We start from the raw sequence: 24,045 nt of genomic DNA, 5'->3' as shown, positions 1-24,045 counted from the left end.
TCATCTTTTAGTCACAGACATTCGCCAGGATGGCCGATTGAGATGCGCGTCCCCTTGATTAACCAGCACGATGATGCCGGGATCTGTGCTCCCGCGCAGGTGTGTTATCGCCCCCTCATCATTGCATCAGGCTTCTGCTGTCCTGTGACATCCCGGCCAGACAGAGAAGACGTCCTCTCTACATGCCCGTGCAAGATCGCACAGGCGAGGAACCCATTAATGATTTTGCCGGAATCTGCTCAATACTGAGGTAGGACGATGACAACACGGAGAATGCTGTTGAAAGGTACGATTGCCACTCTAGGCGGTATGGCCGCCGCCCGCGCTATTGGTGCGGAACACCGCCCTAACGACGTGGGCCGTAAGTTTGCCGCGGACGGCCGGGTTGTGCCGTTTAGGGGAAACACGATTATTTGCCATCTGCCGCAGCAAGGTGAAGGCTCGGAACCCTTCGATGCCCTGCTTGATGTCTATCGTGAGTTACCCGGTGAAAGCTGGTCACGAAAGGTCACCGCGCTGCCTCCCTCCAGTTATCATATGACCGTTTTCGGCGGTGCCAACGACAAGGAAAGACGCTATCCCCTGTGGCCTGCTGGGTTGGCTCTTGATATGCCTATGGAAGAGTGCGATCGGATCCTGGCTGAGCGCCTGCGGTCGTTTAAGCTGGGTGAAGATGCCGCGCCATACCGCATGCGCGTTAATCCGGAGGCGCCCTCTGCGCATGAAACCCCGTTAACGCTGCGCCTGTTAACGGCCGATGCAGATACGGAGAAGCGCTTGCGCCAGTTGCGCGATCGCCTGTCTGAAGTCACCGGCATTCACGAGCCGGGCCACGATCGTTACCAGTTTCATATTACGCTGGGATATCAGGTTGCGCCGTTAACCGACGACGAAGATGCCGCCTGGCGACATTCACTGGCAAACTGGAAAACCATGATTGCCCAACGCGCGCCGGTTATCACGCTCGGCAATCCCGAGTACTGCCTGCTGAATGATATGTTTGCTTTTAAGCGCCAGTTTTACCTGTCGTGAATCTGCCCTGCGGGAAATGCGCGAGGCCCTTTCTTCGCGCTTCCCTTATACATCCTGGTTTTACGAAAAAAGCCTTACCTATCCATCGTGGCTGAATCGTTTACAGATTTTTGACTACTGCCGATAAAAAGATGACTTAACACCATTAAAAAGCATTTTAAATGTGAGCAACATCCCACTAACACGCTTAATCCTTCCTCATTTTCCAGCAGGTGAGGAAAATCACGTTTCCGTTACGTCCGAATCAGTAAATTCCTCTGATGATTGAAAAAACGATTCAGCTAAAGGGGTAAATGATGAAGACAAAACTCGCACTGACGGTATTAGCCGTGATGATTTCTGGTTCTGCGTCTGCCAAAACCTGGGTGCTGACGAGTGCTGAACAAGGCACAGACAAAGGAAACTGGCAGGTTAACAGCAGCGAGCTGAAATTCCAGGGCAAGCCGTTCAGCATTAAGCAGAAAGTGTTGCACGGCGGTAAGCAGGAAGGCAGTAAGATCCTGGAGATTCGTAGTCAGGATGGCCTGACCATCACGCTCGTTCCCACCCGGGGAATGAACCTGCTCCGCGTGGAAGGCTTTGGCACCCGACTGGGCTGGGATTCACCGGTTAAAGAGGTGGTGAATCCCGCTTTTATCAACCTTGAAAGTCGCAATGGCCTGGGCTGGCTGGAAGGGTTCAACGAGATGATGGTGCGCTGTGGCTATGAATGGACCGGCCATCCTGTTAACGACAAAGGCCGCATCTATACGCTGCACGGCAAAGCTGGAAACACGCCAGTCTCACAGCTTGAAGTCGAGGTGGCGGATGCGGCCCCGCACGAAATCCGCATCCGCGGTTTGATCAAAGAGAGCACCTTCAAGAAAGCCGATCTCCAGACGTGGACGGAATTGCGCTATGTGCCGGGCAGCAATCAGTTCAGCCTGCATGACGTGCTGACCAACCATTCCGATTACCCACACGATTACGAGATTATCTATCACAGCAACTTCAGCACGCCAATTCTGGAAGAAGGCGCACGGTTTCTCGCCCCGATGTCGCAAATCAGTCCGTTTAATGACTATGCCAAAGCCGGTTTGAACAACTGGCAAACTTATCAAGGCCCGACAAAAGACTTCGATGAAATGGTGTTTAACATCAAGCCGCTGTCTGACAAGGATCATCAGACCCTCGCCGCCGTAGTGAATAAAGCCGGAAACAAAGGTGCCTCTATCCAGTTTGATACTCAACAGCTGCCGCTGCTGACCCTGTGGAAAAATACCGATACGCTGAAACAAGGCTATGTCACCGGGATTGAGCCCGGCACCAACTATGCCTACCCGGTGACCATTGAACGTGAACAGAAGCGCGTGAAACAGCTGGCACCGGGCGCGAGTGCAACCTTCGATCTGACCTATACCTTGCTGCATAACAGCGAGCAGGTGAATGCGGTGGAAAAACGCATCCAGGCGATTCAGGGCGATACGAAGATTGACGAAAATGCTACGCCGATAGCGACAGAGTAAAACATCCTGCCTCTCTGCCGGGAAATTTGTCGGCTCTCGGAGCGGACAGATGATGAATCACACTTACGGGCATAATTGCCCGTAAGTGCATCAACGAAGCCTGGGCGCGTTTACTTCTACGCCCTGTTGGCTGTTCCTCATAATGCTGTTTCTGCGAACCGAAGATGCATGAGATATCATCGATAAATCAGCGGGTTAAACCTCACAGGCGAGGCGATTTACTTCAAGGAATGTTGAATCAGTTGGATGCTGTTTTTAATTTCATGCTGAATCTTGTTCTCATCCCAGTCCGCCAGTTCTGGCGCAAAAGGTTCAAAGGCATAAATGCCTTTATAGCCTCGTTCTTCAAGCTGTTTAACCTGGCGACAGGTGAACAGGCGATCTTCCGGCGTTAACATTATGCGCTCGGCATCTGTCAGGCTTTCACGCGGACGTTTGTCCTCCACGCCCGACAGGTGAACCAGACCAATTTGGGCGATATCCACCTGACTGAATTCGGCGTCAGCATCGGGATAGAGATAATGATGGAAGGTGTCGATTAATAATTTAAAGGGAACATGGGCATCGCGAATAAGCTTCTGCGCCTGCGCTGCCGAACGCAGCGAGCTTTGTGGGAAGCCGAGTGGCTCAACCAGTCCGGTTATTCCATAGGTCGCGAACAGCGGTGCCAAATCGCGCAGTGCGTTTAATGTTACCTCTGGCGCAACCGACGAGCCGTCGTTCAGGGGACAAAGCACCAGCGAACGCGCCCCCACCGCTTTCGCATCGGCCAGCAAGGATTCGGTCAGTTGGCGAACCTGTTCCGTACGCTGATTGAAGGGATAAACGGCATTTATGGTAATAATGTCAATGCCATAACGTTCAGCCAGTGCGCAAACCTGGGCAGCACTCAGGTTGTCCATCACGTTACCGCTGGGCAAGTCGTTACGAAGTTCCACCTTATTCAACCCTAAACCGTTCACCAGCCTGAAGAAGGCTTCAATGCTCAGCGAGGGGGCGATCTTTCTGTTAATACAAAAACGTTCTGCGGCGATGGTCATGCGACTCTCCTGAACCCGGTAACATCAAGCGAACCCAATGGGATAATAAAAATATTTATTTCATTTTAGATTAAAAGGAAAATAAAGTTCTTTGATGACACTCGCAAATACGTTAACGCCCGGTTAAATAACCCAGAAAATAAAGAATAAACCCCACCATTTCTCTTAATTAACAACTAACTGTTCATTATTCTTTTCCTGACAAGAATGGGCAGGTTCACGTGAAAAAATGCATCCCTGATGAAATGGAAATTTCATTTCATTTAAATGCCCTTAAGCACCCTGCGAGGACAGCGACAGTCAGGTGTGAATCTTTTGCCGGTGTCAGGCCAGTACCTGATTATCGCGGGTTAGGTTATTAGTGGAGATCAGCCATCCAGCAGCTAACCGGCGTTAACACCATTATGTATTATGCCCCCACCGTGCTGGAGTCAGTCGGTATGTAGTATAACGCCGCGCTTTTTGCCACCATCGCCAATGGCGTGGTGTCCGTCCTGATGACGTTCGTTAGGATCTGGATGCTGGGTAAAGTGGGTTGCCGAACCATGGTGATGACGGGACAGTTTGGTTGCACCGCCTGCCTAATCTTTATCGGTATGGTGAGCTATCTGCTGCCTGAAACGGTTAATGGTCAGCCAGATGCGCTACGGCCTTATAGGGTACTGGCGGGCATGCTGATGTTTCTCAGTTTCCAGCAGGGTGCCTTATCAACCGTGACATGGTTGTTATTGTCAGAGATATTTCCGACGCGACTGCGTGGCATCTTTATGGGCGGTGCCGTATTCGCCATGTGGATAGCGAACTTCCTGATCTCTCTTTTCTTCCCTCTTCTTCTTGTCTGGGTCGGTCTGGCGAGTACGTTCTTTATTTTCGCCGCCATTGGACTCTTTGGTGCCATTTTTGGCATCAAATGCGTGCCGGAAACCCGTAACAGAAGCCTGGAGCAGATCGAGCATGATCTTAAGGGCTGGCTTGATGATGAAAATCGCCATACGGCCGACCATGCCGTTTTCGTTTCAAAAAGCCGCTAACGGCACAGGCGCTTAAGAGTTGGTAATCGCCTGTGCCGTAATGAGGACGTTTAAGGGATGATAGTGCTCAATGTTATCTGACGATGCCCCGTGGATGATCGCGTTCCAGTCAGTAAACCGTCATCTCAACGCTGCGCGGGGCATGACGAATATTGATCACCTTTTGCGCCACCATCTGAGGCGTCATGCAGTATAACCGCCCCGGATACAGAGACAGGCTGATATCCGGGGCGTTATTAATTACCGTCAGGCGCTGTGCTAAGCATCGGTGTTCTCCCTACGGACTCATTTAGGGGAAAGCCGTTAGGCCGAAAAGCGACAAGGACGATCAAGCTCGTCCAGTTTCTTTTCCACCAGCCACTGAAACGCTTTGCCATCCGGGCGGGAATAAAGCGCTTTTCTCACCGGCACCAGCGCCACCCACTTCTGGGCAATCGTCATTTTTTTAACGTCGGACAGCGGCAGCCCATGACTTTCGCTAATCGCCCGATTAACGGCCTGTTCGGCAGTGATGTCCTTCCAGTTACGGTTACGCTTCAGCGCCTCGCCAAACCACAGCAGGCGAAAACTCTGGTGACGTTCGATAAGCCCTTTCATCGCACTGACGCGCTGCCAGAACGTTTTACTGAGGGTATCAATGACATCCTCAGGAAAGAAAGAATCCATGGTGGTTCTCCTTTGCAGATGAATGTTCAGGTCAGTATGTGCACCGCTCTCTGTTATATCGGCATATGACCGTCAGAGTGACAGTAACGCATAGCAGGAATGATAAGCGTGTCACAGGTAAAAAACGCGCCTGTTTACAGCCTTTTACGTCCTTTACACTATCTAACGAGAGATATCATGGTGTGACCACGGCGCGGTATAGCCCCCTTGTAAGCGAGCTGTTAGCCATCAAAGGCTGCGCCATAACCTTCAGGCGCTTTGCATCCTTTTACTGCGGGTATTTCAGCAATTCACCCGGCGGTTTTATCAGAAACGACGCGCCTGCGGTGGCAGTCGCCCGGTTGCAGTTTGTTTCCCTGAGAGGAGCGCACATCCAAAAACTGAACCGGCTTACCCTGTTCGTTATCAAGCAGAACAGAATAGGTTTCCCCTTGTTCAAACATATAACGCTCTCCCCATTGCCGCATCGCCACAACAATGGGGAAAACGGAACGCCCCTTTTCCGTCAGGACGTATTCCCTGTAGGCGCTGCCATCCGATGCTGGCAAAATGTCGAACACGCCGATATCGACCAGATGTTTCAGGCGCGAAGCCAGGATGTTTTTGGCAAGCCCCAGGTTTTTTTGAAACTCGCTGAATCTCCGCACATCATCAAATGCCTCGCGGATAATCATCATGCACCAGCGCTCACCAATCGATTCCAGCGTCCGCGCAACGGGACATTCGCTGGTTCTTAGCGATTCCTGTTTTGCCATGGGTGTTCTCCCTGTCAGTCTGTCTACTGATGTAAGCTTAATCCCCGCATTTAACAGTTGCAAAAAAAAACCACTCTTGTTACTTCTATAAGCAACCTAGTTTTAAAAAGAAACCAGAATAAAGGCACCTTATGGCAGGTAAGGCAAGTACGTGTCGCAATGACGGAACGAAAATCGCATCGACCAGTGTCACTGCGCTGAGTTCAGGGATGACGATGCTATTTTCATTGACCTGTGCACTGGCGGTAGCCAATGTGTATTCTGCGCAACCGTTACTCCAGTCGATGGCGACAAGCCTGAAAGTCTCGCCCGCTATGATCGGCAGCATTGTTACTGCCACACAGGCGGGCTATGCCATCGGCTTGCTTTTTCTGGTGCCGCTCGGGGACTGGATGAACCCTAAACGCGTAGTGATGACGCAGTTGTTATTCTCCGTTGTGGCGTTAGTTATGGCGGGGTTATCACGCAGTGTCACGGTCCTGCTCTGCGCCGTGCTGGTTATTGGCCTGATGGCCGTGGTGGTGCAGCTTATCGTAGCGTGGGCAGCGAGACTGGCGACACCACAAAAACGAGGCCAGGTGATTGGCACCCTGACCAGCGGAATTGTTACAGGCATCCTGTTATCCCGTTTTATCTCAGGCGCCATTGCCGATATCGCCGGCTGGCGGGCTGTTTATCTCACCTCTGCCTGCCTGATGTTGCTGATTACCTGTTTCGTCTGGAAAGTGATGCCATCGCCCCCGCCACGGCCCTGCAGGCCCAGTTACCTCTCCCTGCTGAAGTCGGTTTTTCGGTTGTTTATCACGGAACCTCAACTGCGAAAACGTGGGATGATTGCGCTCCTGATCTTCGCGGCTTTCAGCATGCTGTGGACAACCATGGTAATGCCACTTACGGCACTTTCCCTGACACATACCCAGACAGGTATGTTTGGCTTAGCCGGAATGGCTGGCGTGCTCGCGGCATCACGCGCGGGCAAGTGGGCTGACAGAGGATTTGCCCAACGCACAACAGGGTTAGCACTGGCACTATTGGTGTTCTCATGGCTGCCTGTCGCATATGTCGAAAACTCTTTGTGCTGGCTGGTGGCAGGCATCATCGCGCTGGACTTTGCGGTGCAGGCCGTTCATGTCTCCAGTCAGAGCCTCATCATTGCAGCCAGACCCGCAGCAGCAAGCCGTCTGGTCGGTGCTTATATGTGTTTTTATTCGCTGGGCAGCGCAGCAGGCGCCCTCATTGCAACGCAACTGTATGCCTACTGGGGATGGCAGGCCGTCTGCCTTGCCGGTGCCTCGGTCAGCGCGTGTGCCTTTCTTATCTGGTCAGGATCCCGTTAATCATGAAATACCCACATCTTCTGCTCGCCATCCTGGTTACCGCAATCTGGGGCGTAAACTTTTCCGTCATTAAACTTGGCCTGCACACTATCGATCCCTTCATACTGGCAGCCATTCGCTTCACGCTGAGTGCCCTGCCTGCCCTTTTTTTTATCAAAAAGCCCGATGTGCCGTGGCGTTACCTCATCGGTTACGGCCTGATTTTTGGCATCGGCTTGTGGGGGCTGGTCAATCTGGGAATCAAAACAGGCTTGTCTGCCGGGATAGCATCGCTTGCGCTGCAGTTCAGCGCTTTTTTTACCTTATTGCTGGGCAGCCTGATATTCCGGGAGCGCCTCAGTCGCTATCAAATCACCGGTTTTGTTATCGCCTGTGCGGGTTTACTGAGCATTGTTTTTGTAACGGATGGCTCGGTTACACTGAGCGGTATGCTGCTGGTCATGGCCGGTGCGCTTGCCTGGAGCGTCGCCAACATCATTATTAAAAAGGCAGGCACAAAACAGGTATTCGCCTTTCTGGTATGGTCGAGCGCATTTTCGCCGCTACCGCTTTTTGGCCTGGACTGGCTGGTTAACGGTAGCAGCGGCTTTACAGAGATGTTTAGCCACATGGACAACCGCGCGTTGTTGTCTGTTTTGTTCCAGGTCTATCCCAATACACTTTTCGGCTACTGGATATGGAATTCGTTACTCAAGCAGTATCCGGTTTCCACAGTCGCACCGCTTTCACTACTGGTGCCGGTCTTCGGGATTTTAGGTTCCATGATGATATTCGGCGAGCATATCTCACCGCAAAAAATGCTTGCTCTGCTGTTGATTATTATCGGGCTAACGGTCGGGTTGTATGGTCAGCGACTCGTCCAGCGCGTTCAGTTGCTGCCGCGCAAACGCTAAAAATACCTCCAGCGCGGCACTACGCGGCCGGCCGGAAGGCACCTGCAACTGCAGATTGCGCTGGCTTAATTGATCGATGCCGACGGATCGCAAAACCAGTCCGTGCGCTTCGGCTTCCTGTATCACGCTGAACGCACTGCAAATGGTGACGGCTAATGGCGTATGCAGCAGGAACTGGAACAGGGTTGAGAAATTGTCGCAGGTCACGACCGGTTCAATCAGATTGCCGCTCATATGGCTTGCCAGCTCGAACAGCTGTCGTACCGTGGTGTTTTGCTGCGGCAGTGCCAGTGGATAGTGGCTGATATCGCTGAGCGTTACCTGCGGCGCGCAGGCCAGTGGATGACCCTGATGCATGACTAACAGCACCGGTGCAGGCCAGGAACCGAGGATCTCAACCCCGTGCTCAGCGTGCAGGCTGAACTGCAGCGCCAGGTCGCAGTCGCCATTACGTATCAGTTCTGATACGCCCTGTGGGCTGGCGACCTTGATCTCAAAAAGGATGCCGGGATTATTCTCCCGAAATGCGGCGATCATGCGGGGCAGCAACGTGAAGGCCAGGCCATCGGTACAGACCAGCCGAATCAGGGTGCGGCGTACTGCTTTCAGCCCTTTGATTTCCGCCAGCGCGTATTCCATATCCAGCATATTTTTGCGCACGTGATGGGCAAAAATTTCCCCGGCTTCATTCAGCACCATGCCGCGCGCGTGGCGATCAAACAGCGGCACGCCCACCTGCGCCTCCAGCCGCTGAATTTGACGACTGATCGCCGATACCGCAATAAACAGCTGCTCGCTTGCCGCACTGAGCGATCCGGCATTGGCGACGGCAAGAAAATAGCGGATTTCATTACTGATCATGCGAACGCCTTTTGCTGGTGCATGCCTCGAAAACGGGCAGGCAGCTTTGCTTTAAAAGCAAATCTTACTCGATAAATTGATAATTGTGGCAAAGCAGCGTTTCGGAAATGATGGGAAAACCATAATACGAATAAAAGACGAGCAAACATGACAGCCCAACAAGCGGTAGACCAGGCCACCGCCTGGTTCGACAGTGGGGAATTTCAGCGGGTTCTGGCGCGCCGCGTTTCGCAGCGAACCGAGAGCCAGCGCCAGGATCGCGACAGTGAATTACACCACTATTTACACGACGAAATCGGCCCACAGCTAAGTGCGTTGGGTTTCACCCTCCACTTCATCGAAAACGCCGAAGCGGCCCATCGTCCTTTTCTGGTGGCGGTGCGCATCGAAGATCCTGCGCTCCCTACGCTGCTGAGTTACGGCCATGGCGATGTGGTGTTCGGCGATGATGAAAACTGGCGTGAAGGATTAATGCCTTGGCAGCTCGTTGAAGAGGGCGATCGCTGGTACGCCCGTGGTAGCGCAGATAATAAAGGTCAGCACTGCGTGAATCTGGCCGCGCTGGAACAGGTGTTTCTCGCACGCGGCGGACGTCTGGGCTTCAACTGCAAGCTGCTGTTTGAGATGGGCGAAGAGATCAGCTCACCCGGCCTGGCGCAGCTGTGCCGGCAGCACGGCGATCTGCTGAAAGCCGATCTGTTTATCGCCTCGGATGGCCCGCGCCTGAATGCGGTGCAACCTACCCTGTTTCTGGGATCGCGCGGTGCCGTGAATTTCCGCCTGACGGTGACGGCCCGTGACAACGCCTATCACTCTGGCAACTGGGGCGGTTTGCTGAGCAATCCCGGCACGCAGCTGGCCAACGCCATTGCCGCGCTGGTTAACGCACAGGGTGTACTTCAGGTGGAAGCACTGAAGCCTGACTCACTGACGCCGCAGGTACGTGACATTCTCAGCCAGATCAACGTTGGCGGGATGCCGGGCGATCCCGAGATCGATCCCAACTGGGGCGAACCCGCATTAACGCCAACGGAACGCCTGTACGGCTGGAACACTCTGGAAGTGCTGGCCTTCCTGACCGGCAATCCTGCGCGCCCGATGAACGCCATTCCAGGTGAGGCAACGGCGGTCTGTCAGCTGCGCTTTGTGGTGGGCACCGACTGGGAAAAGCTGGCGCAGCACGTCAGCGAACATCTGTCGCAGCACGGCTTTGGCTATGTGAAGGTCGAGTTCCTGCGCGGATCGCCGGCAACCCGCCTTGATCCCACCGATCCGCTGGTCGACTGGGTGCTGGCCAGCATCGCCGAAACCAGCGGCAAGAAACCGGCTCTGCTGCCCAACCTGGGCGGTTCGCTGCCCAACGAGGTGTTTTCTGACATCCTCGGCCTGCCCACATTGTGGGTGCCGCACTCCTATCCCGCCTGCGGCCAACACGGCGTGAACGAACATATGCTGAAGTCGATTGCGCGTGAAGGTCTGCAAATCATGACCCGACTGTTATGGGACTTAGGCGAGCAAGGCCGCGAACTGGTGGCGAAGCATCGTCAACATGCCGGAGGTGCCGCATGAGCACGCTCAACACCGCTGCACCGCTGCACGCGAATAAACCCAGCCTGCATAAAACCCTTTTCGCCACTTGCATCGGTAACGCGCTGGAGTGGTTTGATATTGCGGTTTACGGCTTTTTTGCCAGCTATATTGCCCATGCGTTTTTCCCGACCAGCGATCCGTCCGTTTCTATGCTGCTGACCTTCGGCAGTTTCGGTGTCTCCTTCCTGATCCGGCCATTGGGCGCGATTGTGTTGGGTAACTATGCCGATCGCCACGGGCGTAAAAAAGCGCTACTGCTCTCCATCAATCTGATGATGCTGGGCGGTGCCATCATTACGTTTATGCCGGGCTACGAACACATTGGTCTGGCTGCGCCCTTGTTGATTCTGCTGGCGCGTCTGATACAAGGCTTCTCTGCCGGTGGCGAATTTGGTAGCTCGACGGCGTTTCTGGTCGAGCATTTTCCCGAGCGCAAAGCCTTTATCGCCAGCTGGCAGTTCGCCACGCAAGGGGCAAGTACCCTGATGGCATCGGCCTTTGGTCTGGGATTAACGAAAATCCTGACGGAAAGCGAGATCCAGGACTGGGGCTGGCGCATTCCTTTTGCCTTTGGTCTGCTGATCGGCCCGCTGGGGATCTATATTCGCCGCCACGTACATGAACCTGCCAGCTTCGCCACCCAGCAGCCCGAGGTCGCCCCGCTTAAGCGCCTGTTTGGTCGCCAGAAAGAGCTGATGCTGCTGGCGATTGGCCTGATGGTTATCTCTACGGCGGTTAACTACATGCTCAACTATGTGCCAACCTACGCCACCCGCAATCTCCACCTGCCCGGCTCTGTGGCCTTTACCGCCACCTTGCTGGCGGGGGTGATCCTGACCGTGGTGACGCCGATTATGGGCCTGTGGGCAGAGCGCGTGGGCCGGGTTCCGCTGATGTGGGGATCGCTGATTTTACTGATTGTCACCATCTACCCTGCCTTTAAGCTGGTGGTGAATCACACCACGCCCACCACGCTGATCGTGCTGGTCTGCTGGATGGCGTTGCTCAAGTCGATTTACTTCTCCACGGTACCCTCGGTCATGGCCGATCTGTTTCCTATGGGCACGCGCGCCAGCGGCATGGCGATCAGCTATAACGTGGCGGTGACGGTATTTGGCGGATTTGCGCCGCTCATCTGCACGCTGTTGATCACCGCCACCGGCACCAGCCTGGCTCCCGGCTATTACCTGATGGCGATGTCGGTGCTGAGCGGCCTGGCGCTGCTGCGAAGCCAGAAGCGGGTGACGTGAGAGGACAGGTGCACAGGGTTGTGCACCTGACGGATTTTATCATCGTGATGAACAGACAGCATGTTTTTGGAAAGAGATTCCCATTTTTGTCATCCATGTCAGATTTCCGCTGTTCGTCATGGCAACCTTAATCATTTACACGTTATGGCGCATGGTTCATCTTTACGGTGTGGTCAGCAACTCGGTTCGATTTCAGCATGACCGGGCTTCACTCTTTTTGTTGCATCATGCCCAGTCATTGAAGTGTGTACCTCTCTCATAACAAGGATGATGGGATGACAATCTCTAAGGAAAAGACCAAAACAAATCAGTACCAAATCCGACTTTCTCACGAGTTTCGGACGCAGCTCGAAGAACAGGCGTGTGAGGATGGTGACGTCAACCTGGCGACGTGGATAAAGCGGGTACTGCGGAAAGAGCTTAAGGTAAGGGGCATTGAGCCGAAGGGGGGAATTTAGGTTGGAGTTATTTCGCTTTAACGGCATTATTATTGTTGTCTCAACAACCAGCCAATGTTTCAGCTGCCAGAGATAAATGCTTATGCGGTTGCCAGTTTTAGTTGACTACTACAGTGCTGACGAATAATGGATACGTAGAGTAAAATTACCCCAAAGTGATCTCGAAGCAGTAGTTAATAAAGAGGGTATGGTTAAAAGTAAAGATTACATAGCTAAATGGCTTTAGACAGGTGAGGATTTATAATGAGTGCAGTAAAAGTTGCAATTAATCCATAGGACTTCACTCTTTATAAATTTGATGACTCTACTTATATAATGAAAGTCATATTTAGTGAAGGCGAGTATAAAGTTGATGTGGAGAGGTTTTTTATTTTAACTGATTATTTTTCTGGGTTTGAATATAACATCTAAAAATTAAAAAAAATCTCTCAAGAGATAAGAAGTGACTATAATAAGCACAAGCATAGAGAAATTAATAAGATTCACTTTAATATTCTTTTAAAGTTTTTTTAACAAGTTTACCACTATGAATCGCCACGGATAATCCAGACACTTCTGAGCCGTTGATAATACTGGTTTTCATATTCTGTCGGTGACATCTGATCGCTCGAACCATGCCGACGCTTACTGTTATAGAACATTTCGATGTAATCAAAAAAATCGCTACGGGCTTCCTCCCTTGTAAGTACACCTTTTTAGTTCCACGCACTTTTTGAGATTTCCGGGTTTTCAGTTATCAGCCGGTATTCTTCCGGCGTCAGGTTATTCAGGGATTCATGAGGGCGCTCGCTTTTATATTCCATCAGCCAGCGCTCTAGAATTTCCTGTGCTTCATTCAGGGTTCTGAACAGATAAAAACCCAGTATTTCTGTCCAGTACGTCCCGCAGAATCGCTCGACAAAGGCATTATGCGTTAGCTTGCCAGGCCTGATAAACTCTGGCATCACACCATGCTCTTCTGCCCATTGTGCCAGCTCAGCGAGACCCGCTCCAGGCAATTAACCATATCCGCACCCTCAGCGGATATCCGCGGTTCGCCAGTATCCTGTCCAGTCCCCTGATGACACGTTGGGCTGTGATATTCAGGTCAATTCGAACGCCAGTACTTCGCTGTTAAAATCACCCAACCCATTTTAGGTCCGGAAGCGTCTTCCGCATACCAGCGCATCGTGCATAAAATAGATGGACCCGCTCTGGTTCATTGCCTCTGGCGTAGGCAGCGAGCCTGGATTACTCACCGGCAAAGCGCTGTTTTCCCTTATGGCGAAAATTCAGGTTCAGCAGGCAATAAATCCGGTAAACGCGCTTATGGTTCCAGCTATTGCCCTGCATGCGCAGCACCTGAAAAAGCTTTTAAAGCCTTATCGCGGATAGCGTTCAGCCGTCACGGTCAGTGCCATAATGGCCGGCTCATCACGTCGCGTATCCGGCTGATATCGAAATACCGTCCTGCTCAGCGAAAATATCCTGCAGGCATGACGTCATCTCATAGCAAACTGCGCGGTCAGACAGCTGACTACCTGACGCTTTATCGCTGGTTTTAACATTTATTTTAAATAACGTCTTTCAATGCCGACACTCGAGACTCAGGTCCGCAAACATCGGTTTTAGCCGGCGGTTTACATTTTCGAGGTCTTTCATGTTTTTGATATCACAGGCCTCTGAAATTCCGACTTCGCGGCAGACATCTTTCACGGACTTCAGAACGGCAAAGATCTGGTGTTCGATGAATCGGGCTTTGCGCATGACAATCTCCTCCGGTAAAATAATTATTATGCCGAAAGATCTCTAAAGTTGAATGGTCCGCTTTGACGTGATGCTGACAGCTAAATATGATACTATCTATTATTAAATCTTAAATGAATTTTTAAAAAGTTCTTGCTGCAGAAGAATTGATGGTTAAGAGCTAAGTCTAACTTATTAATGGCAAGAAGCATTTAATTTTGATAACATCACAAACATTGTTCTTTTAAACTCTTTTTATACCAACTGCATTTGTGGGAGGCAAAATGAACAATTATTGGCATCAATTCGTAGACACATGATATTTATCAATGCGAAGTAACATTGAGGCAGATTACAACTCCCCTCTGAACATCGAAACTCCCATTAACTCAGAACATCTAAATATCTACAGACCTTCAAAAACATTGCCTACGAGTTAAATAAATATAATACCACGTATAGTCTCACCATAGCTAACCAATAATATAGATCATTTTTTGAAAAAATTAATTCCACACCAGGGAGGGCAACCATCTTTAAATTAATCAATTACTACCCCACTCTGTTTACTATAATAATTAATCATCATACTTATCAATTAATTCTAATTTTTTTGACAACCTCAAAATAATACAGTTAATTATTTTATTTCCCCAATAAACTTATAGTTTTCTATTTTAAAACTGCATATTACAAATACATGTAAATTTAAATATATTTTTCGAATAACTCCTTACTCTCATTTATGCCATGAATAATTCTTTCTGAGTATATTTCTAATTCAGTATTTTTGATCCTCTCTAATAGTTCACATTGATCTTCACCCCATATTGTGGCCCTTCCTGTGTTGGTTTTTCGAGATTTCATTTTTTGGACGAAACCAAATTCTTTTAAACCTGTTTCAAGTTTCAAATGAATTGGCATCTCAATGACTTCGTTTTCATGATTTAATTGTGAAGAAAATTTATTATAAATTTTACTTTCCAAATCCAATTGATATAAATTTTCATTACAAGCATATCCAGTAGCTCTGATTGTTCCATTATACCTCGCATTAATTTCTATAACTACCAAATCCTGATGTGTTTTTATAAACTCAACCTCTATCCATCCATTAAAGATATTGGTATTACTAATTTTACTTAATATGGCATTTATTTTTTCATTTAAGCTTTTATTTTTTAGCTTGCTAATATACCTGAATTTGTCCATTGCGTGCCCGCTATGAATATCAGTTTCGCCTTTAAACATTATCGGGGAGGCTATATAAAACCCATTTAGCATATAAGCGTTTACAGAAAACTCAAGTCCTTTCAGAAACTGTTCTACATACCAATCAGTTACCTCATGAGGGAGTTTATATATGTCATCAAATCTTTGGCAATAAAATTGATTTACACCACCTGCTCCATTGTTAGCTTTACAGACTATAGTTCCACCATTATATTCAAGGAAATCATGTATTTCTTTTTTTGTGTTACATTGAAGCCCTTTGGGAATACTAACACCCAAAAATGCCATTAACTCTTGCGTGATGCTTTTATAAGCAGCTGTAGAAAAAGCATTTTCATTCATGCCTAGATAGATGTTTCTTAATCCTGCCAACTCAACAGCTTTTAATTCAGCGAACGAGTTGATTTCAGAACCGGAAGTGCTCCATATAAAATCAATTTCATTCCCAAGCTCCATTAATCTTACAGAGTAAGAATCTATCTTATCGTAGTACTCATATTTTAAACCTAAGCTAAGTTCATTTATTTTTGGAGTATAGAAAATTAGTGATCTTTTTAATCCAAACTCATCGCATGCCATAGAGGATAAATCACTATTAAAATGCGACGTAATAATTAAACTTTTCATCATTTTACACCTTTAGTTATGCTACTTTAATTTCATCCATAGAAAAATGAACGTTTATAAAATACTAACTCAATAGCTAAAATGGTTATAAAGAGTAACTAAATGCCAGATTTAAATTTCTAACTCGCACTAAATAAGTATGTAGTTTCGATATCTTAAATATAATAATACATGCACTGTGAGCCTGACGGCAAGCCGTCAATACATGTCCTTTGGCTGGAATCGCCTTTACTAACAAGTGTCTAATATGTAAGCCAAACCTGAATTAATACTACATCAAGACGACCAGAATGACCACAAATCGGCATTAGTTTTATCAAAAAATACGATATCAATGCTAGCTGTTGTCATCATAACAACTGCCTATGTTCCAGTGAATTGAGAGAAACGCCTTGGGGTAACCACATCCAAATGTCATCATTACCTGAGAGATGACGCTATCGGGCGGTAACAAATCCGTTTAACCTTTAAAATAGAGCACCGGTCCTTTTCTACTTCACATCACACTCCCATACACCTGTTTTACTCATCTGGCATTTTGTGCCTGATTCTCACTTCAAAAAAATAATTTTCCTCTGGGAAGGTTCCCTTTTTATTAAGGAATCGTACCTATGCATTACATCAGGATGACTAATCCTCTTATGTTACTGAATTATGATTAGACGGCTTCTGCAAAAATTATAGTGCATTACGTAAAAACTCAGCTTAACCTTCGTCTTAATTACGGACACATAGTTGATGAAGATCCCCTGATTCCTGCTGACGGCCTTCCTGACTTCCTGACCTGGTTCCCGAATCTGATTTAAATTGGGATTCAGGTATAATGGGTTCAGGAAAAAGGAAGCAAAAATTCAGAATTTAAATGAAAGTGAAAATCAAATAAAAAATTAATATTTACACGGAAGGTATAATTTAAACACCTAAAAAAAACACACCTTACAACTCTATTTTAATGTAGAAACAAGAATATTAACACCTGGTGATTATATCTGATGAATATGATGCGGCCTGTTTTTTCTCAGAATATTTATGCCACGAAATAAAGACAGTATTACAGCATTTTAGGCATAGTGCCTTATGATACACGATGATAATTCCGGCAATAATAAACCAGCGCATCTTTCCCCACAAAAGCTTTAGAAGAAAGAACCTGACAAAAGAAGACAGAGTGGGTTCCTGATTCCACAATATTATCTACACGACAATCTAAACAGCAAACGGAATCAACTACAGCAGGAGACCCCGTGACCAGAACGTCTGCGTCGAATAATGCTAAGCGCTCCTCAACTGAAACCTGATGATTAGCACATTGCATTGCAATGTTGCTTTGCTCTCCTGAAAGAATGCTGACACACAAAGAGCCATTATTTCTTATAACACTATTGTTATTGGAGGCACGATTTATACATACGAGTAAAGTGGGTGGGTCGTCGGTGACAGAACACACGGATGAAACTGTACATGCTGCAGCCCCGCAGGAGCCGCTTGATGTTACAATAGTGACTGCAGTAGGAAGATGCGACATTGCGTGGCGAAAAGCACTTTTATCTAGCATAATAGAGCTCCAATGAGTGTTGAGGTGTTATCGCATGATGTTAAATGAGCAATGACATGTAACTTTAAAATATTTTAAACTGGTTCTTATATACAACCTTCAACCCGGTAACCATGTCGCCTTTTCAAAATGAGAGGTTATTTCTAGTTTATGTTTTATTATTCTTTCTTTGAAAAAAGATCATGTTCCTGAATAGCCATGGTAAGACTGTATGGGATGTTATTTTTAATAAGCTGTTCTGCTATATCGCTTGATGGTTTATAAGGGTAAATATACTCTTGAACGGCAGGCATGACCAGATTAGTGGGTAACGCAAACTCAACTTCAGATTGATTTGGTAATGCCATTTTCCATTTTTCAATCACCTGATGCCAGTAGTTATCCATTTTTTCGCCTCCCACAAATGCTGCAGGCTGAAAAAAATTTAACAGCGCAATGTTTGTAAAATTATCAAAGATAAATGCATCGCGCCATTCACTGGTAAAACTCAATTCTTCGCCATTCAGTCTTCTGCATTGTGCCTGGCTTAAAAAAGCTTCTAAAAAATTAAAAGATATAACATCGTTTTTTGCCTGATGAATAATAAAAGCTACAAATGCGTCAAGTGGGAGATAAAGGGTACGGCCTTTATGTGCAAAACCGCTATTGACCTCTTGAACGGCTGTCATATAGATGAAGCTAAGAGAAATACGTTTAAACTTCATACTTGTATCAAAGTCATGACGCAGACGTCGATCTACAGAGGCAGAGTGCATTTCATTTGGTTTTAGCGAGTAAACGATATTATGTTTCTTTTTTTTATTTCGTGTGAAAAAGGTAAGTTTATCTATTTTCCCGCCGTTATTAAACCACCATGCATAAGGGCGCCAGTTCAGATCGCTAAAGTTGGTATGGGTCAAGAAAAACCTTAAATGGAACGCGTTTTTGTTACTATTTTGTAGATCGTAGACATAACGTGAGACCCCCGCTCTTGGAAAAAAAACATTCATACTTGCATGAGGTAAGGTAATATAAATATCTTCTGATGTTATAAACTCATTGATTGCGCTGGGTGTGACGCCAAGCGTTTCAAGCACATGTTCTCTTTCCTGCGTATTTAAATGAGTAAACTGTTTAAGATAAAAACCAGTAATAAATTCAGAAAAATCACTTTTGAAATTTAACATCACCTAAATCCTCATAGTTAAAACTGCGACTCTGATAAACCCATAATACATTGAAAAAAATAAGCAGTATCGCAAGTATTAGATAAGTTGTAGTTATGCTGTAAAAAGTCAAAAAAGCACCAGACGAAATAGAAAAGACAATTTTCACACCAGAAGCGACTGAGTTTCTCATCATTGTGAATTTACCAATATTTTCTATATCAGGCATTTGATTCGTGAGTACCTTAATAGAAATCATATGCCATGAAACAAAAAAAGAAGTGAGAAATAAAAAAAAGTATACGGCATAATAATTTCTCGTTGATAAACACATCAAAATCAGACAGATGCCAGAAATACACAGAGAAAACCGTAATGAAGACTTTAGAGAAAGCATATTGAGTGCTGCTGCTATCCCCGAGATAATGACAGCACATTGTAGAGTCATATTCAGCACTGGATAAATTTTCTCGCTATTACCATATAGAGAAGATAATGAAGGAAGGGATGTGTTTAAAAATTGTAAAGCTCCACTTGATGGAACAGTAAAAATCAAGGGTAACAAAAAGTCCTTACTGCGAAAAAGATATGTAAAGGATTCATTTTTCTTAGTGACAGAGTGAATCTGCACAATAACCTCAGCGTCTTTATTATCAGGATTCCCTTTCTCAAAAAGTGTCGAAATATAAATATTCAAAAGGTAGATGCAGCAGGTCAGCATGAGCGCTTGCATGTAGTAACCCGTACTGATAGCCCATCCTCCTATGGCCGCGCCAAAAACCTGAGCGGCCTGCATGCCAGAGGAGGCAAGCTGAAGTGCTTTTATTGCATCACTATTACTGAATGCTGTTCTGATAATGCGATTTTGGGATGTCTTATTAAACATTTTGACAACAGATAATACGGCCTGTGCCAAATAAAAGATACTGAGCGTGATTAGTTCAAAACCCTCATTTCTCATTAAAATAAAATAGACAATTAGCGATATGGCACTAAGAGAAACATTACTGATAAATAACTGTTTTCCAGGACTGCTCGCATCAGCTTTTTTGAGGAAAAAGAATCCTAATACGGCTGATGGAAGATATGAAGAAACTATAGTCAGACTGACAAGCATCGGACTATGAGTTTCATGATATATAAGCCACAAAAATATAACCGTCTGAATCCCTTCAGCCGAGCATGAAAGAAAATTGTATATCTGGAAGAAAGCGTTTTTTTTGGTTTCATATTTTAACATATCGAATCTTACTCTTGTCTGTCAGAAATATCATGCAAAAAATTCCTTATTTCTTCTAAGGATGATGAAGAAACATAAATCATATGATTAAAAGACGTTGAACTGGGAACTGCGGGTTTAGCAGCATTCTCACGCAAATTTACATATTTATCCACGGATACTTTTGACGTACTTCTGATATCATCGACCGGGAAAGAAGAACATATCCCAATAGCAGCACAATATTTATCGGACTTATGATTTAGGGGTAAAATAAATTCTTTATCAATCTGAGAATAAATAAATGCCTCCCAGAAATCGACGCCTCTATACATATAATACATATCGGTCACACCCGCTCCGGGAGGGCGGATACCAAACTCACCGAGTATAAATCCATCCTGAGTATGATACATTTCAATATGAAAAACGCCATTAGTCATTTCAAAATGACTTTGCAAATTCGTGGCAAGTATTAAGGCATCTTCATGAAGCCGTGTGCCATCGGGTAAGTTGATACTGGCTCTGTTTTTACTTTTTGCCTCGAGTATAGGCCTGTCGTAAATTGACAGTGTTGAAAAGAGGATATTACCGTCTTTGATTATACAATCAAGATGATATTCATCTCTCATTAAAACCTTTTCTTCAATTAACATCAATTTGTTATTTTCATTAAGATATTGGTTTAAGTCTTCCTGTGTGACTGTTTCGACATGTTTTGCAGAACTACCTGTAAGAGGTTTTACGATGTAATCTTTCTGGGATGACAGTAAAAGATTCTCTGAATTGATGATCTCACCTGATAGCCAGAACTTGGGACAGGATAAAAAACCTGAGCAAAAATTACGCATCAGGAATTTATTGGTTGCAATTGTACTTTTATAATATTTTTCACCATAAAGTGAATAACGATTACGCAATAACCCAGCCAAAGCGATAAAATCCTCAGAACTGGCTATAACATAACTGAATGATTTTTTATGCATTAAATCATCTGAAAGATTAATGATATAATCTATACTTTCGTTATCCAGTGTTCCTCTGTCAATAATAATAAATTCTATCTCATTGAGCCCTTTGATGACTCTTTCCATATTACTTTTCAACCCAATAACCAATGCTTTTTTATTCATGGCTTTTCACCGTTTAATTTTAAAATAAATACACTATGCATATTTGTCTGGTATTTATGATAAAAGTAAAATCCTTTACTTTCAAAATAGCGTCGGTTATAGCTTAGCGAATCTCGCAAAACGATCTTCATAAAATCCTTTCTTTTTTCATACGCTATTTTCTTCAGTTTATGAAATAATTCATTCCCTACTCCCATTTTTCTGAATGGTGGTGTGACGCAGAGAAAATGGAAGTCCAGATAAATATCATAAAGTTCATATCTCACTGCCCCCACAATGTCTGACTTGTATTTCGCGACTAGCCACTTCGAGGATTCCTGAGCAATGATATTTTCAGTAAACTGCAAAGCGGTAGGTGAGAAATTCAGTGTATAAGGTTCGTAAACTTTTTCTAAAGCCTTTCTTAACAGCTTCGCATCTTCATACGAAGCTTGTTCAATGCTGATGTCCTGAATCGTCATGCTATGAATCATCACGCTTCTTAGCTATAAATAACTCACTTATATAATCTATGCTAATTTTTCCACCAACTGAGTGTTCGTCAATCAAGATTTCAATCTCCTTCCAGAATCCATTACGATCGTTCTCAATAGCTCTTTGTACCTGGGTTGAGGAAGAAATGAATCCAAAAAAATCTTCTGAAATCATTTCCATAGTCCACCCTGTGACGACTTTCTTAAAGTTAGCAATAGGCAATTTAAAAACATTGGTGATTTCATTTTCATAGTCATAGTCGCGATAATGTCTGCTGTAACCTGGACTAAATTTCTCTAGCAAACCTTCATATTTGTTAAGCATTTCATTATTTCTGTAATCTCGATTGTTTTGCAAAACTGCAAAAACCCCGCCCTTATTTAAAGATTTTATCGAAACTTCTAATGTTTTAGCTCTATCCATCCATTGGAAGGACTGTGCCGCCATAATGACGTCAATACGGCTTTTATCAGAAAGAATATCTTCCGCTTTTCCTTTAACCCAAGTCGTACCAGGCAGTTTTTCCCTTCCTTTTTTTATCATATCTTCAGAAATATCTATCGCCGTGAAATCATAGTGTTTTCCAGTGACACGTGTCATACCTTCAATAGCAATACCTGTGCCTGCGCCAATATCGTATATATTTTTGGCAGACGGCTGCATCCAGTCATGGATTTCCTTGAAAAGGATTGCAGGATAACGGGGACGATATTTATCATAGTTATCAGCCAAACCATCAAACTTTTCACTTTTCATTGCTATAACCTCTTAAAATATCACCTTTTTTTTCCATAATTTTATTTATGGTGTAGGGTATTATGCCACCTGCACTGACAATTGCCGTCATCTGCGAGCTGGGAGGGAAAAAATTTATTTGATTATTTTCTGTATAAATTACCCCTCCAGTCAGTTCTATTTTAATTTCACTTAAATCTGCAAGTTCACTCGTATCGACCTCAATCGCATGTAAACCCAAATTCCAAGAGTTCCTAAAAAAAATCCTCCCGAAAGAAGGGGAAAATACATATTTAACACCACATGCCAACAGAGTTGTTACTGCCTGCTCCCGCGAACTCCCTATACCGAATATTTGATCACATACAAGCACATCATTGATACTGAGCGTTTCCCTAAATCCGGGAAAACGGCTCTCAAAAAGATGCGGTGCCAGCTGGGCCGGCTCGGTATACATATGTTTATAGCGCGCAGGTATAATATCGTCGGTCGAGATGTTCCCTTCCACGCGTCTGACGCGATAATTTTCAGCAGTTTTACTCATATGCGGACTCTCCCTCAAAATGTGGAACAGTGCCGTTCAATGCAACCATCGCTGCAGTTCGTGGAGAACATAAAAAGATGTCTGCCTCAGCATTCCCCATTCTTCCCTTAAAATTGCGGTTCATCGTACTTAATACTTTCTCCCCATCCGCAGGAATGGTTCCTTGGGTACCCACACAAGCTCCACAACCCGGTGGGGTGACAATAATGCCCGAGCGGATAAGCGTATCGATATATCCCGCCTGGAGAGCTTTTAGATAAACACTTTTCGATCCTGGCGTCAGAAGGCAGTGAATATCGGGATGTATTGTTTTACCAGCAACAATTTCGGCCACCTCTTTGATATCTTCAAGTCTGCTGTTAGTACAGCTTCCAATGAAAATATAATCAAATTTCAGACCCTCAAAGTCATTTGCAGGTTTAGCATACAAAGGACTGTGAGGTGGTGCGATATGGGGCATTAATTCTGATACAGAAAAATTGATGACACTGTCTGCCACTGAGGCATCCGCCTTCAATAGCCCCTCAGGCCTGCCTTGCCCATCTGGCATAAATATGCATTTGGCTCCTAACTCAACAGCCATACTTGCAAAACTTGCAGCTTCGTCAAGCGTTAGCTCTTCTGCCCATTCCCCTGAAACTTCGATCGATTTATAAAGAAATGGTGTTTGTCCGTACTTATTTAAAAGTGCCAACATGACATCTTTTGCCCGCACATCTTTTCCCGTTTTACCCTTAATACACAAATGGACTGTTTGAGGGACTTTCAACCACGTTTGTCCTGTTAACATAGCAACCAGAATATCCGAAGCCCCCATTCCCAGCGCTAAAGACTGTACGGCCCCCCCTGTACAAGTATGGGAATCTGCGCCCAGCACTATATTGCCGGGTTTAAATATTTTACTCTCCAGGGCAATGACGTGACTAATTCCCTCCCCTCGTGAATAGATGTTTATTCCAAGTTTTTTTGCAAATTCCATGGCCTCGTTGACACGTTTAGCCATGGTTTTATCAGGTACCAGAACTGAATGGTCGAAGAAGAACCCGATTTTATCGGGTTTTAGCACCTCAGACAGATGATAATCCTGAAACAGTTTTGCCACGGTCGGTGAATTTCCATCCTGAACATAGACGTAGTCAACATCTACCGTGATCAGTTCACCTGCTGAAACCTGACCTCTGCCACTGTGTGACGCAATGATCTGGTTAACAATCGGCTGATTACTTTTCATACCTGT

The 24,045-nt window shown here is 46.0% G+C and carries 20 protein-coding genes and 3 pseudogenes; 8 read left to right on the top strand and 15 right to left on the bottom strand.

Features of this window, described 5'->3' with window-relative positions; all coding sequences use genetic code 11:
• The first annotated feature begins 258 nt into the window (after positions 1-258).
• On the top strand, positions 259-1,032 hold the full coding sequence (locus DFO57_RS11145) for a DUF1868 domain-containing protein (protein WP_028715782.1): 774 nt from the start codon (positions 259-261) through the stop codon (positions 1,030-1,032).
• 296 nt (positions 1,033-1,328) lie between these two features.
• Positions 1,329-2,537 carry an aldose 1-epimerase family protein gene (locus tag DFO57_RS11140; RefSeq protein ID WP_110015348.1) on the top strand — a complete coding sequence of 403 codons (1,209 nt, stop codon included), beginning with the start codon at positions 1,329-1,331 and terminating at the stop codon, positions 2,535-2,537.
• A 218-nt stretch (positions 2,538-2,755) separates the two neighbouring features.
• On the opposite strand, the gene DFO57_RS11135 is transcribed toward DFO57_RS11140, so the two are convergent.
• Positions 2,756-3,577, bottom strand: coding sequence for a TIM barrel protein (locus DFO57_RS11135; RefSeq protein ID WP_014605087.1), 822 nt, complete (start codon positions 3,575-3,577; stop codon positions 2,756-2,758).
• A 368-nt stretch (positions 3,578-3,945) separates the two neighbouring features.
• Here DFO57_RS11135 and DFO57_RS11130 point away from each other — a divergent pair.
• Positions 3,946-4,608 (top strand): annotated as a pseudogene (locus DFO57_RS11130) (MFS transporter); the annotation flags it as partial.
• A 303-nt stretch (positions 4,609-4,911) separates the two neighbouring features.
• Here DFO57_RS11130 and DFO57_RS11125 read toward each other — a convergent pair.
• Positions 4,912-5,274: a hypothetical protein gene (locus DFO57_RS11125; RefSeq protein ID WP_014605086.1), complete on the bottom strand. Its 363-nt coding sequence runs from the start codon at positions 5,272-5,274 to the stop codon at positions 4,912-4,914.
• 290 nt (positions 5,275-5,564) lie between these two features.
• Positions 5,565-6,029, bottom strand: a complete 465-nt coding sequence (locus tag DFO57_RS11120; protein WP_014594538.1) for a helix-turn-helix domain-containing protein — start codon at positions 6,027-6,029, stop codon at positions 5,565-5,567.
• A 209-nt stretch (positions 6,030-6,238) separates the two neighbouring features.
• On the opposite strand from DFO57_RS11120, the gene DFO57_RS11115 reads away from it, so the two are divergent.
• Together DFO57_RS11115 and DFO57_RS11110 are read left to right on the top strand one after the other, a co-directional pair.
• Positions 6,239-7,366, top strand: a complete 1,128-nt coding sequence (locus DFO57_RS11115; protein ID WP_161610951.1) for an MFS transporter — start codon at positions 6,239-6,241, stop codon at positions 7,364-7,366.
• Between the two features lie 2 nt (positions 7,367-7,368).
• Positions 7,369-8,259: an EamA family transporter gene (locus DFO57_RS11110; RefSeq protein ID WP_014605084.1), complete on the top strand. Its 891-nt coding sequence runs from the start codon at positions 7,369-7,371 to the stop codon at positions 8,257-8,259.
• Here DFO57_RS11110 and DFO57_RS11105 read toward each other — a convergent pair.
• Positions 8,194-9,120 carry a LysR family transcriptional regulator gene (locus DFO57_RS11105; RefSeq protein WP_110015347.1) on the bottom strand — a complete coding sequence of 309 codons (927 nt, stop codon included), beginning with the start codon at positions 9,118-9,120 and terminating at the stop codon, positions 8,194-8,196. The two genes, DFO57_RS11110 and DFO57_RS11105, sit on opposite strands and share 66 nt — an antisense overlap.
• A 147-nt stretch (positions 9,121-9,267) precedes the next feature.
• Here DFO57_RS11105 and DFO57_RS11100 point away from each other — a divergent pair, with 147 nt between their 5' ends.
• The 3 genes from DFO57_RS11100 to DFO57_RS11090 all read left to right on the top strand — a co-directional run bounded on the left by DFO57_RS11100 (position 9,268) and on the right by DFO57_RS11090 (position 12,418).
• Positions 9,268-10,689, top strand: a complete 1,422-nt coding sequence (locus DFO57_RS11100; protein ID WP_078829049.1) for a M20 family metallopeptidase — start codon at positions 9,268-9,270, stop codon at positions 10,687-10,689.
• Positions 10,686-11,960 (top strand): MFS transporter, encoded by a 1,275-nt coding sequence (locus DFO57_RS11095; protein ID WP_015699547.1) that lies wholly within the window; start codon positions 10,686-10,688, stop codon positions 11,958-11,960. The genes DFO57_RS11100 and DFO57_RS11095 overlap by 4 nt, the downstream gene beginning before the upstream one ends.
• 275 nt (positions 11,961-12,235) lie before the next feature.
• The gene (locus DFO57_RS11090; protein WP_028715787.1) at positions 12,236-12,418 is read left to right on the top strand and encodes a hypothetical protein; all 183 of its coding nucleotides are present in this window, start codon (positions 12,236-12,238) and stop codon (positions 12,416-12,418) included.
• A 524-nt stretch (positions 12,419-12,942) separates the two neighbouring features.
• On the opposite strand, the pseudogene DFO57_RS11085 reads toward DFO57_RS11090, so the two are convergent.
• The 11 genes and pseudogenes from DFO57_RS11085 to DFO57_RS11035 all read right to left on the bottom strand — a co-directional run.
• Positions 12,943-13,101: pseudogene (locus DFO57_RS11085) on the bottom strand (IS3 family transposase); the annotation flags it as partial.
• Between the two features lie 12 nt (positions 13,102-13,113).
• A pseudogene (locus DFO57_RS11080) lies at positions 13,114-14,164 on the bottom strand (integrase core domain-containing protein).
• Positions 14,165-14,851: 687 nt separating this feature from the next.
• A complete protein-coding gene (locus DFO57_RS11075) occupies positions 14,852-16,006 on the bottom strand; it encodes an ATP-grasp domain-containing protein (RefSeq protein ID WP_013027150.1) in 1,155 nt (384 codons plus the stop codon).
• Positions 16,007-17,078: 1,072 nt separating this feature from the next.
• On the bottom strand, positions 17,079-17,558 hold the full coding sequence (locus DFO57_RS11070) for a flavin reductase (RefSeq protein WP_013027151.1): 480 nt from the start codon (positions 17,556-17,558) through the stop codon (positions 17,079-17,081).
• 158 nt (positions 17,559-17,716) lie between these two features.
• A complete protein-coding gene (locus DFO57_RS11065) occupies positions 17,717-18,724 on the bottom strand; it encodes a hypothetical protein (protein ID WP_014605079.1) in 1,008 nt (335 codons plus the stop codon).
• Entirely contained in the window at positions 18,705-19,943 is a 1,239-nt protein-coding gene (locus DFO57_RS11060) for an MFS transporter (RefSeq protein ID WP_028715789.1), read from the bottom strand. The genes DFO57_RS11065 and DFO57_RS11060 overlap by 20 nt, the downstream gene beginning before the upstream one ends.
• Before the next feature lie 8 nt (positions 19,944-19,951).
• Entirely contained in the window at positions 19,952-21,055 is a 1,104-nt protein-coding gene (locus tag DFO57_RS11055; RefSeq protein WP_013027154.1) for an acetyl-CoA carboxylase biotin carboxylase subunit family protein, read from the bottom strand.
• Positions 21,052-21,516, bottom strand: coding sequence for a GNAT family N-acetyltransferase (locus DFO57_RS11050; RefSeq protein WP_158279691.1), 465 nt, complete (start codon positions 21,514-21,516; stop codon positions 21,052-21,054). Before DFO57_RS11050 ends, DFO57_RS11055 begins: the two co-directional genes overlap by 4 nt.
• A gap of 1 nt (position 21,517) precedes the next feature.
• Positions 21,518-22,285: a trans-aconitate 2-methyltransferase gene (locus DFO57_RS11045; RefSeq protein WP_013027156.1), complete on the bottom strand. Its 768-nt coding sequence runs from the start codon at positions 22,283-22,285 to the stop codon at positions 21,518-21,520.
• Positions 22,275-22,808, bottom strand: coding sequence for a hypothetical protein (locus tag DFO57_RS11040; protein WP_014605076.1), 534 nt, complete (start codon positions 22,806-22,808; stop codon positions 22,275-22,277). The genes DFO57_RS11045 and DFO57_RS11040 overlap by 11 nt, the downstream gene beginning before the upstream one ends.
• On the bottom strand, positions 22,801-24,039 hold the full coding sequence (locus DFO57_RS11035; RefSeq protein WP_014605075.1) for an aconitase/3-isopropylmalate dehydratase large subunit family protein: 1,239 nt from the start codon (positions 24,037-24,039) through the stop codon (positions 22,801-22,803). Before DFO57_RS11035 ends, DFO57_RS11040 begins: the two co-directional genes overlap by 8 nt.
• Positions 24,040-24,045: the final 6 nt, after the last annotated feature.

This window comes from Pantoea sp. AG702 (genome assembly GCF_003182295.1).
Classification (GTDB): Bacteria; Pseudomonadota; Gammaproteobacteria; order Enterobacterales; family Enterobacteriaceae; genus Pantoea; species Pantoea ananatis.
This window is presented reverse-complemented; position numbering and strand designations above follow the sequence as displayed.

Bases quoted from the DNA above. Each gene is read 5' to 3' on its own strand.
- DFO57_RS11090 (WP_028715787.1), top strand. From the start codon at position 12,236: ATGACAATCTCTAAGGAAAAGACCAAAACAAATCAGTACCAAATCCGA.
- DFO57_RS11095 (WP_015699547.1), top strand. From the start codon at position 10,686: ATGAGCACGCTCAACACCGCTGCACCGCTGCACGCGAATAAACCCAGC.
- DFO57_RS11145 (WP_028715782.1), top strand. From the start codon at position 259: ATGACAACACGGAGAATGCTGTTGAAAGGTACGATTGCCACTCTAGGC.
- DFO57_RS11050 (WP_158279691.1), bottom strand. From the start codon at position 21,516: ATGACGATTCAGGACATCAGCATTGAACAAGCTTCGTATGAAGATGCG.
- DFO57_RS11065 (WP_014605079.1), bottom strand. From the start codon at position 18,724: ATGTTAAATTTCAAAAGTGATTTTTCTGAATTTATTACTGGTTTTTAT.
- DFO57_RS11135 (WP_014605087.1), bottom strand. From the start codon at position 3,577: ATGACCATCGCCGCAGAACGTTTTTGTATTAACAGAAAGATCGCCCCC.
- DFO57_RS11055 (WP_013027154.1), bottom strand. From the start codon at position 21,055: ATGAATAAAAAAGCATTGGTTATTGGGTTGAAAAGTAATATGGAAAGA.
- DFO57_RS11045 (WP_013027156.1), bottom strand. From the start codon at position 22,285: ATGAAAAGTGAAAAGTTTGATGGTTTGGCTGATAACTATGATAAATAT.
- DFO57_RS11115 (WP_161610951.1), top strand. From the start codon at position 6,239: ATGACGATGCTATTTTCATTGACCTGTGCACTGGCGGTAGCCAATGTG.
- DFO57_RS11125 (WP_014605086.1), bottom strand. From the start codon at position 5,274: ATGGATTCTTTCTTTCCTGAGGATGTCATTGATACCCTCAGTAAAACG.
- DFO57_RS11070 (WP_013027151.1), bottom strand. From the start codon at position 17,558: ATGCTAGATAAAAGTGCTTTTCGCCACGCAATGTCGCATCTTCCTACT.
- DFO57_RS11035 (WP_014605075.1), bottom strand. From the start codon at position 24,039: ATGAAAAGTAATCAGCCGATTGTTAACCAGATCATTGCGTCACACAGT.
- DFO57_RS11140 (WP_110015348.1), top strand. From the start codon at position 1,329: ATGAAGACAAAACTCGCACTGACGGTATTAGCCGTGATGATTTCTGGT.
- DFO57_RS11110 (WP_014605084.1), top strand. From the start codon at position 7,369: ATGAAATACCCACATCTTCTGCTCGCCATCCTGGTTACCGCAATCTGG.
- DFO57_RS11040 (WP_014605076.1), bottom strand. From the start codon at position 22,808: ATGAGTAAAACTGCTGAAAATTATCGCGTCAGACGCGTGGAAGGGAAC.
- DFO57_RS11060 (WP_028715789.1), bottom strand. From the start codon at position 19,943: ATGTTAAAATATGAAACCAAAAAAAACGCTTTCTTCCAGATATACAAT.
- DFO57_RS11120 (WP_014594538.1), bottom strand. From the start codon at position 6,029: ATGGCAAAACAGGAATCGCTAAGAACCAGCGAATGTCCCGTTGCGCGG.
- DFO57_RS11105 (WP_110015347.1), bottom strand. From the start codon at position 9,120: ATGATCAGTAATGAAATCCGCTATTTTCTTGCCGTCGCCAATGCCGGA.
- DFO57_RS11100 (WP_078829049.1), top strand. From the start codon at position 9,268: ATGACAGCCCAACAAGCGGTAGACCAGGCCACCGCCTGGTTCGACAGT.
- DFO57_RS11075 (WP_013027150.1), bottom strand. From the start codon at position 16,006: ATGATGAAAAGTTTAATTATTACGTCGCATTTTAATAGTGATTTATCC.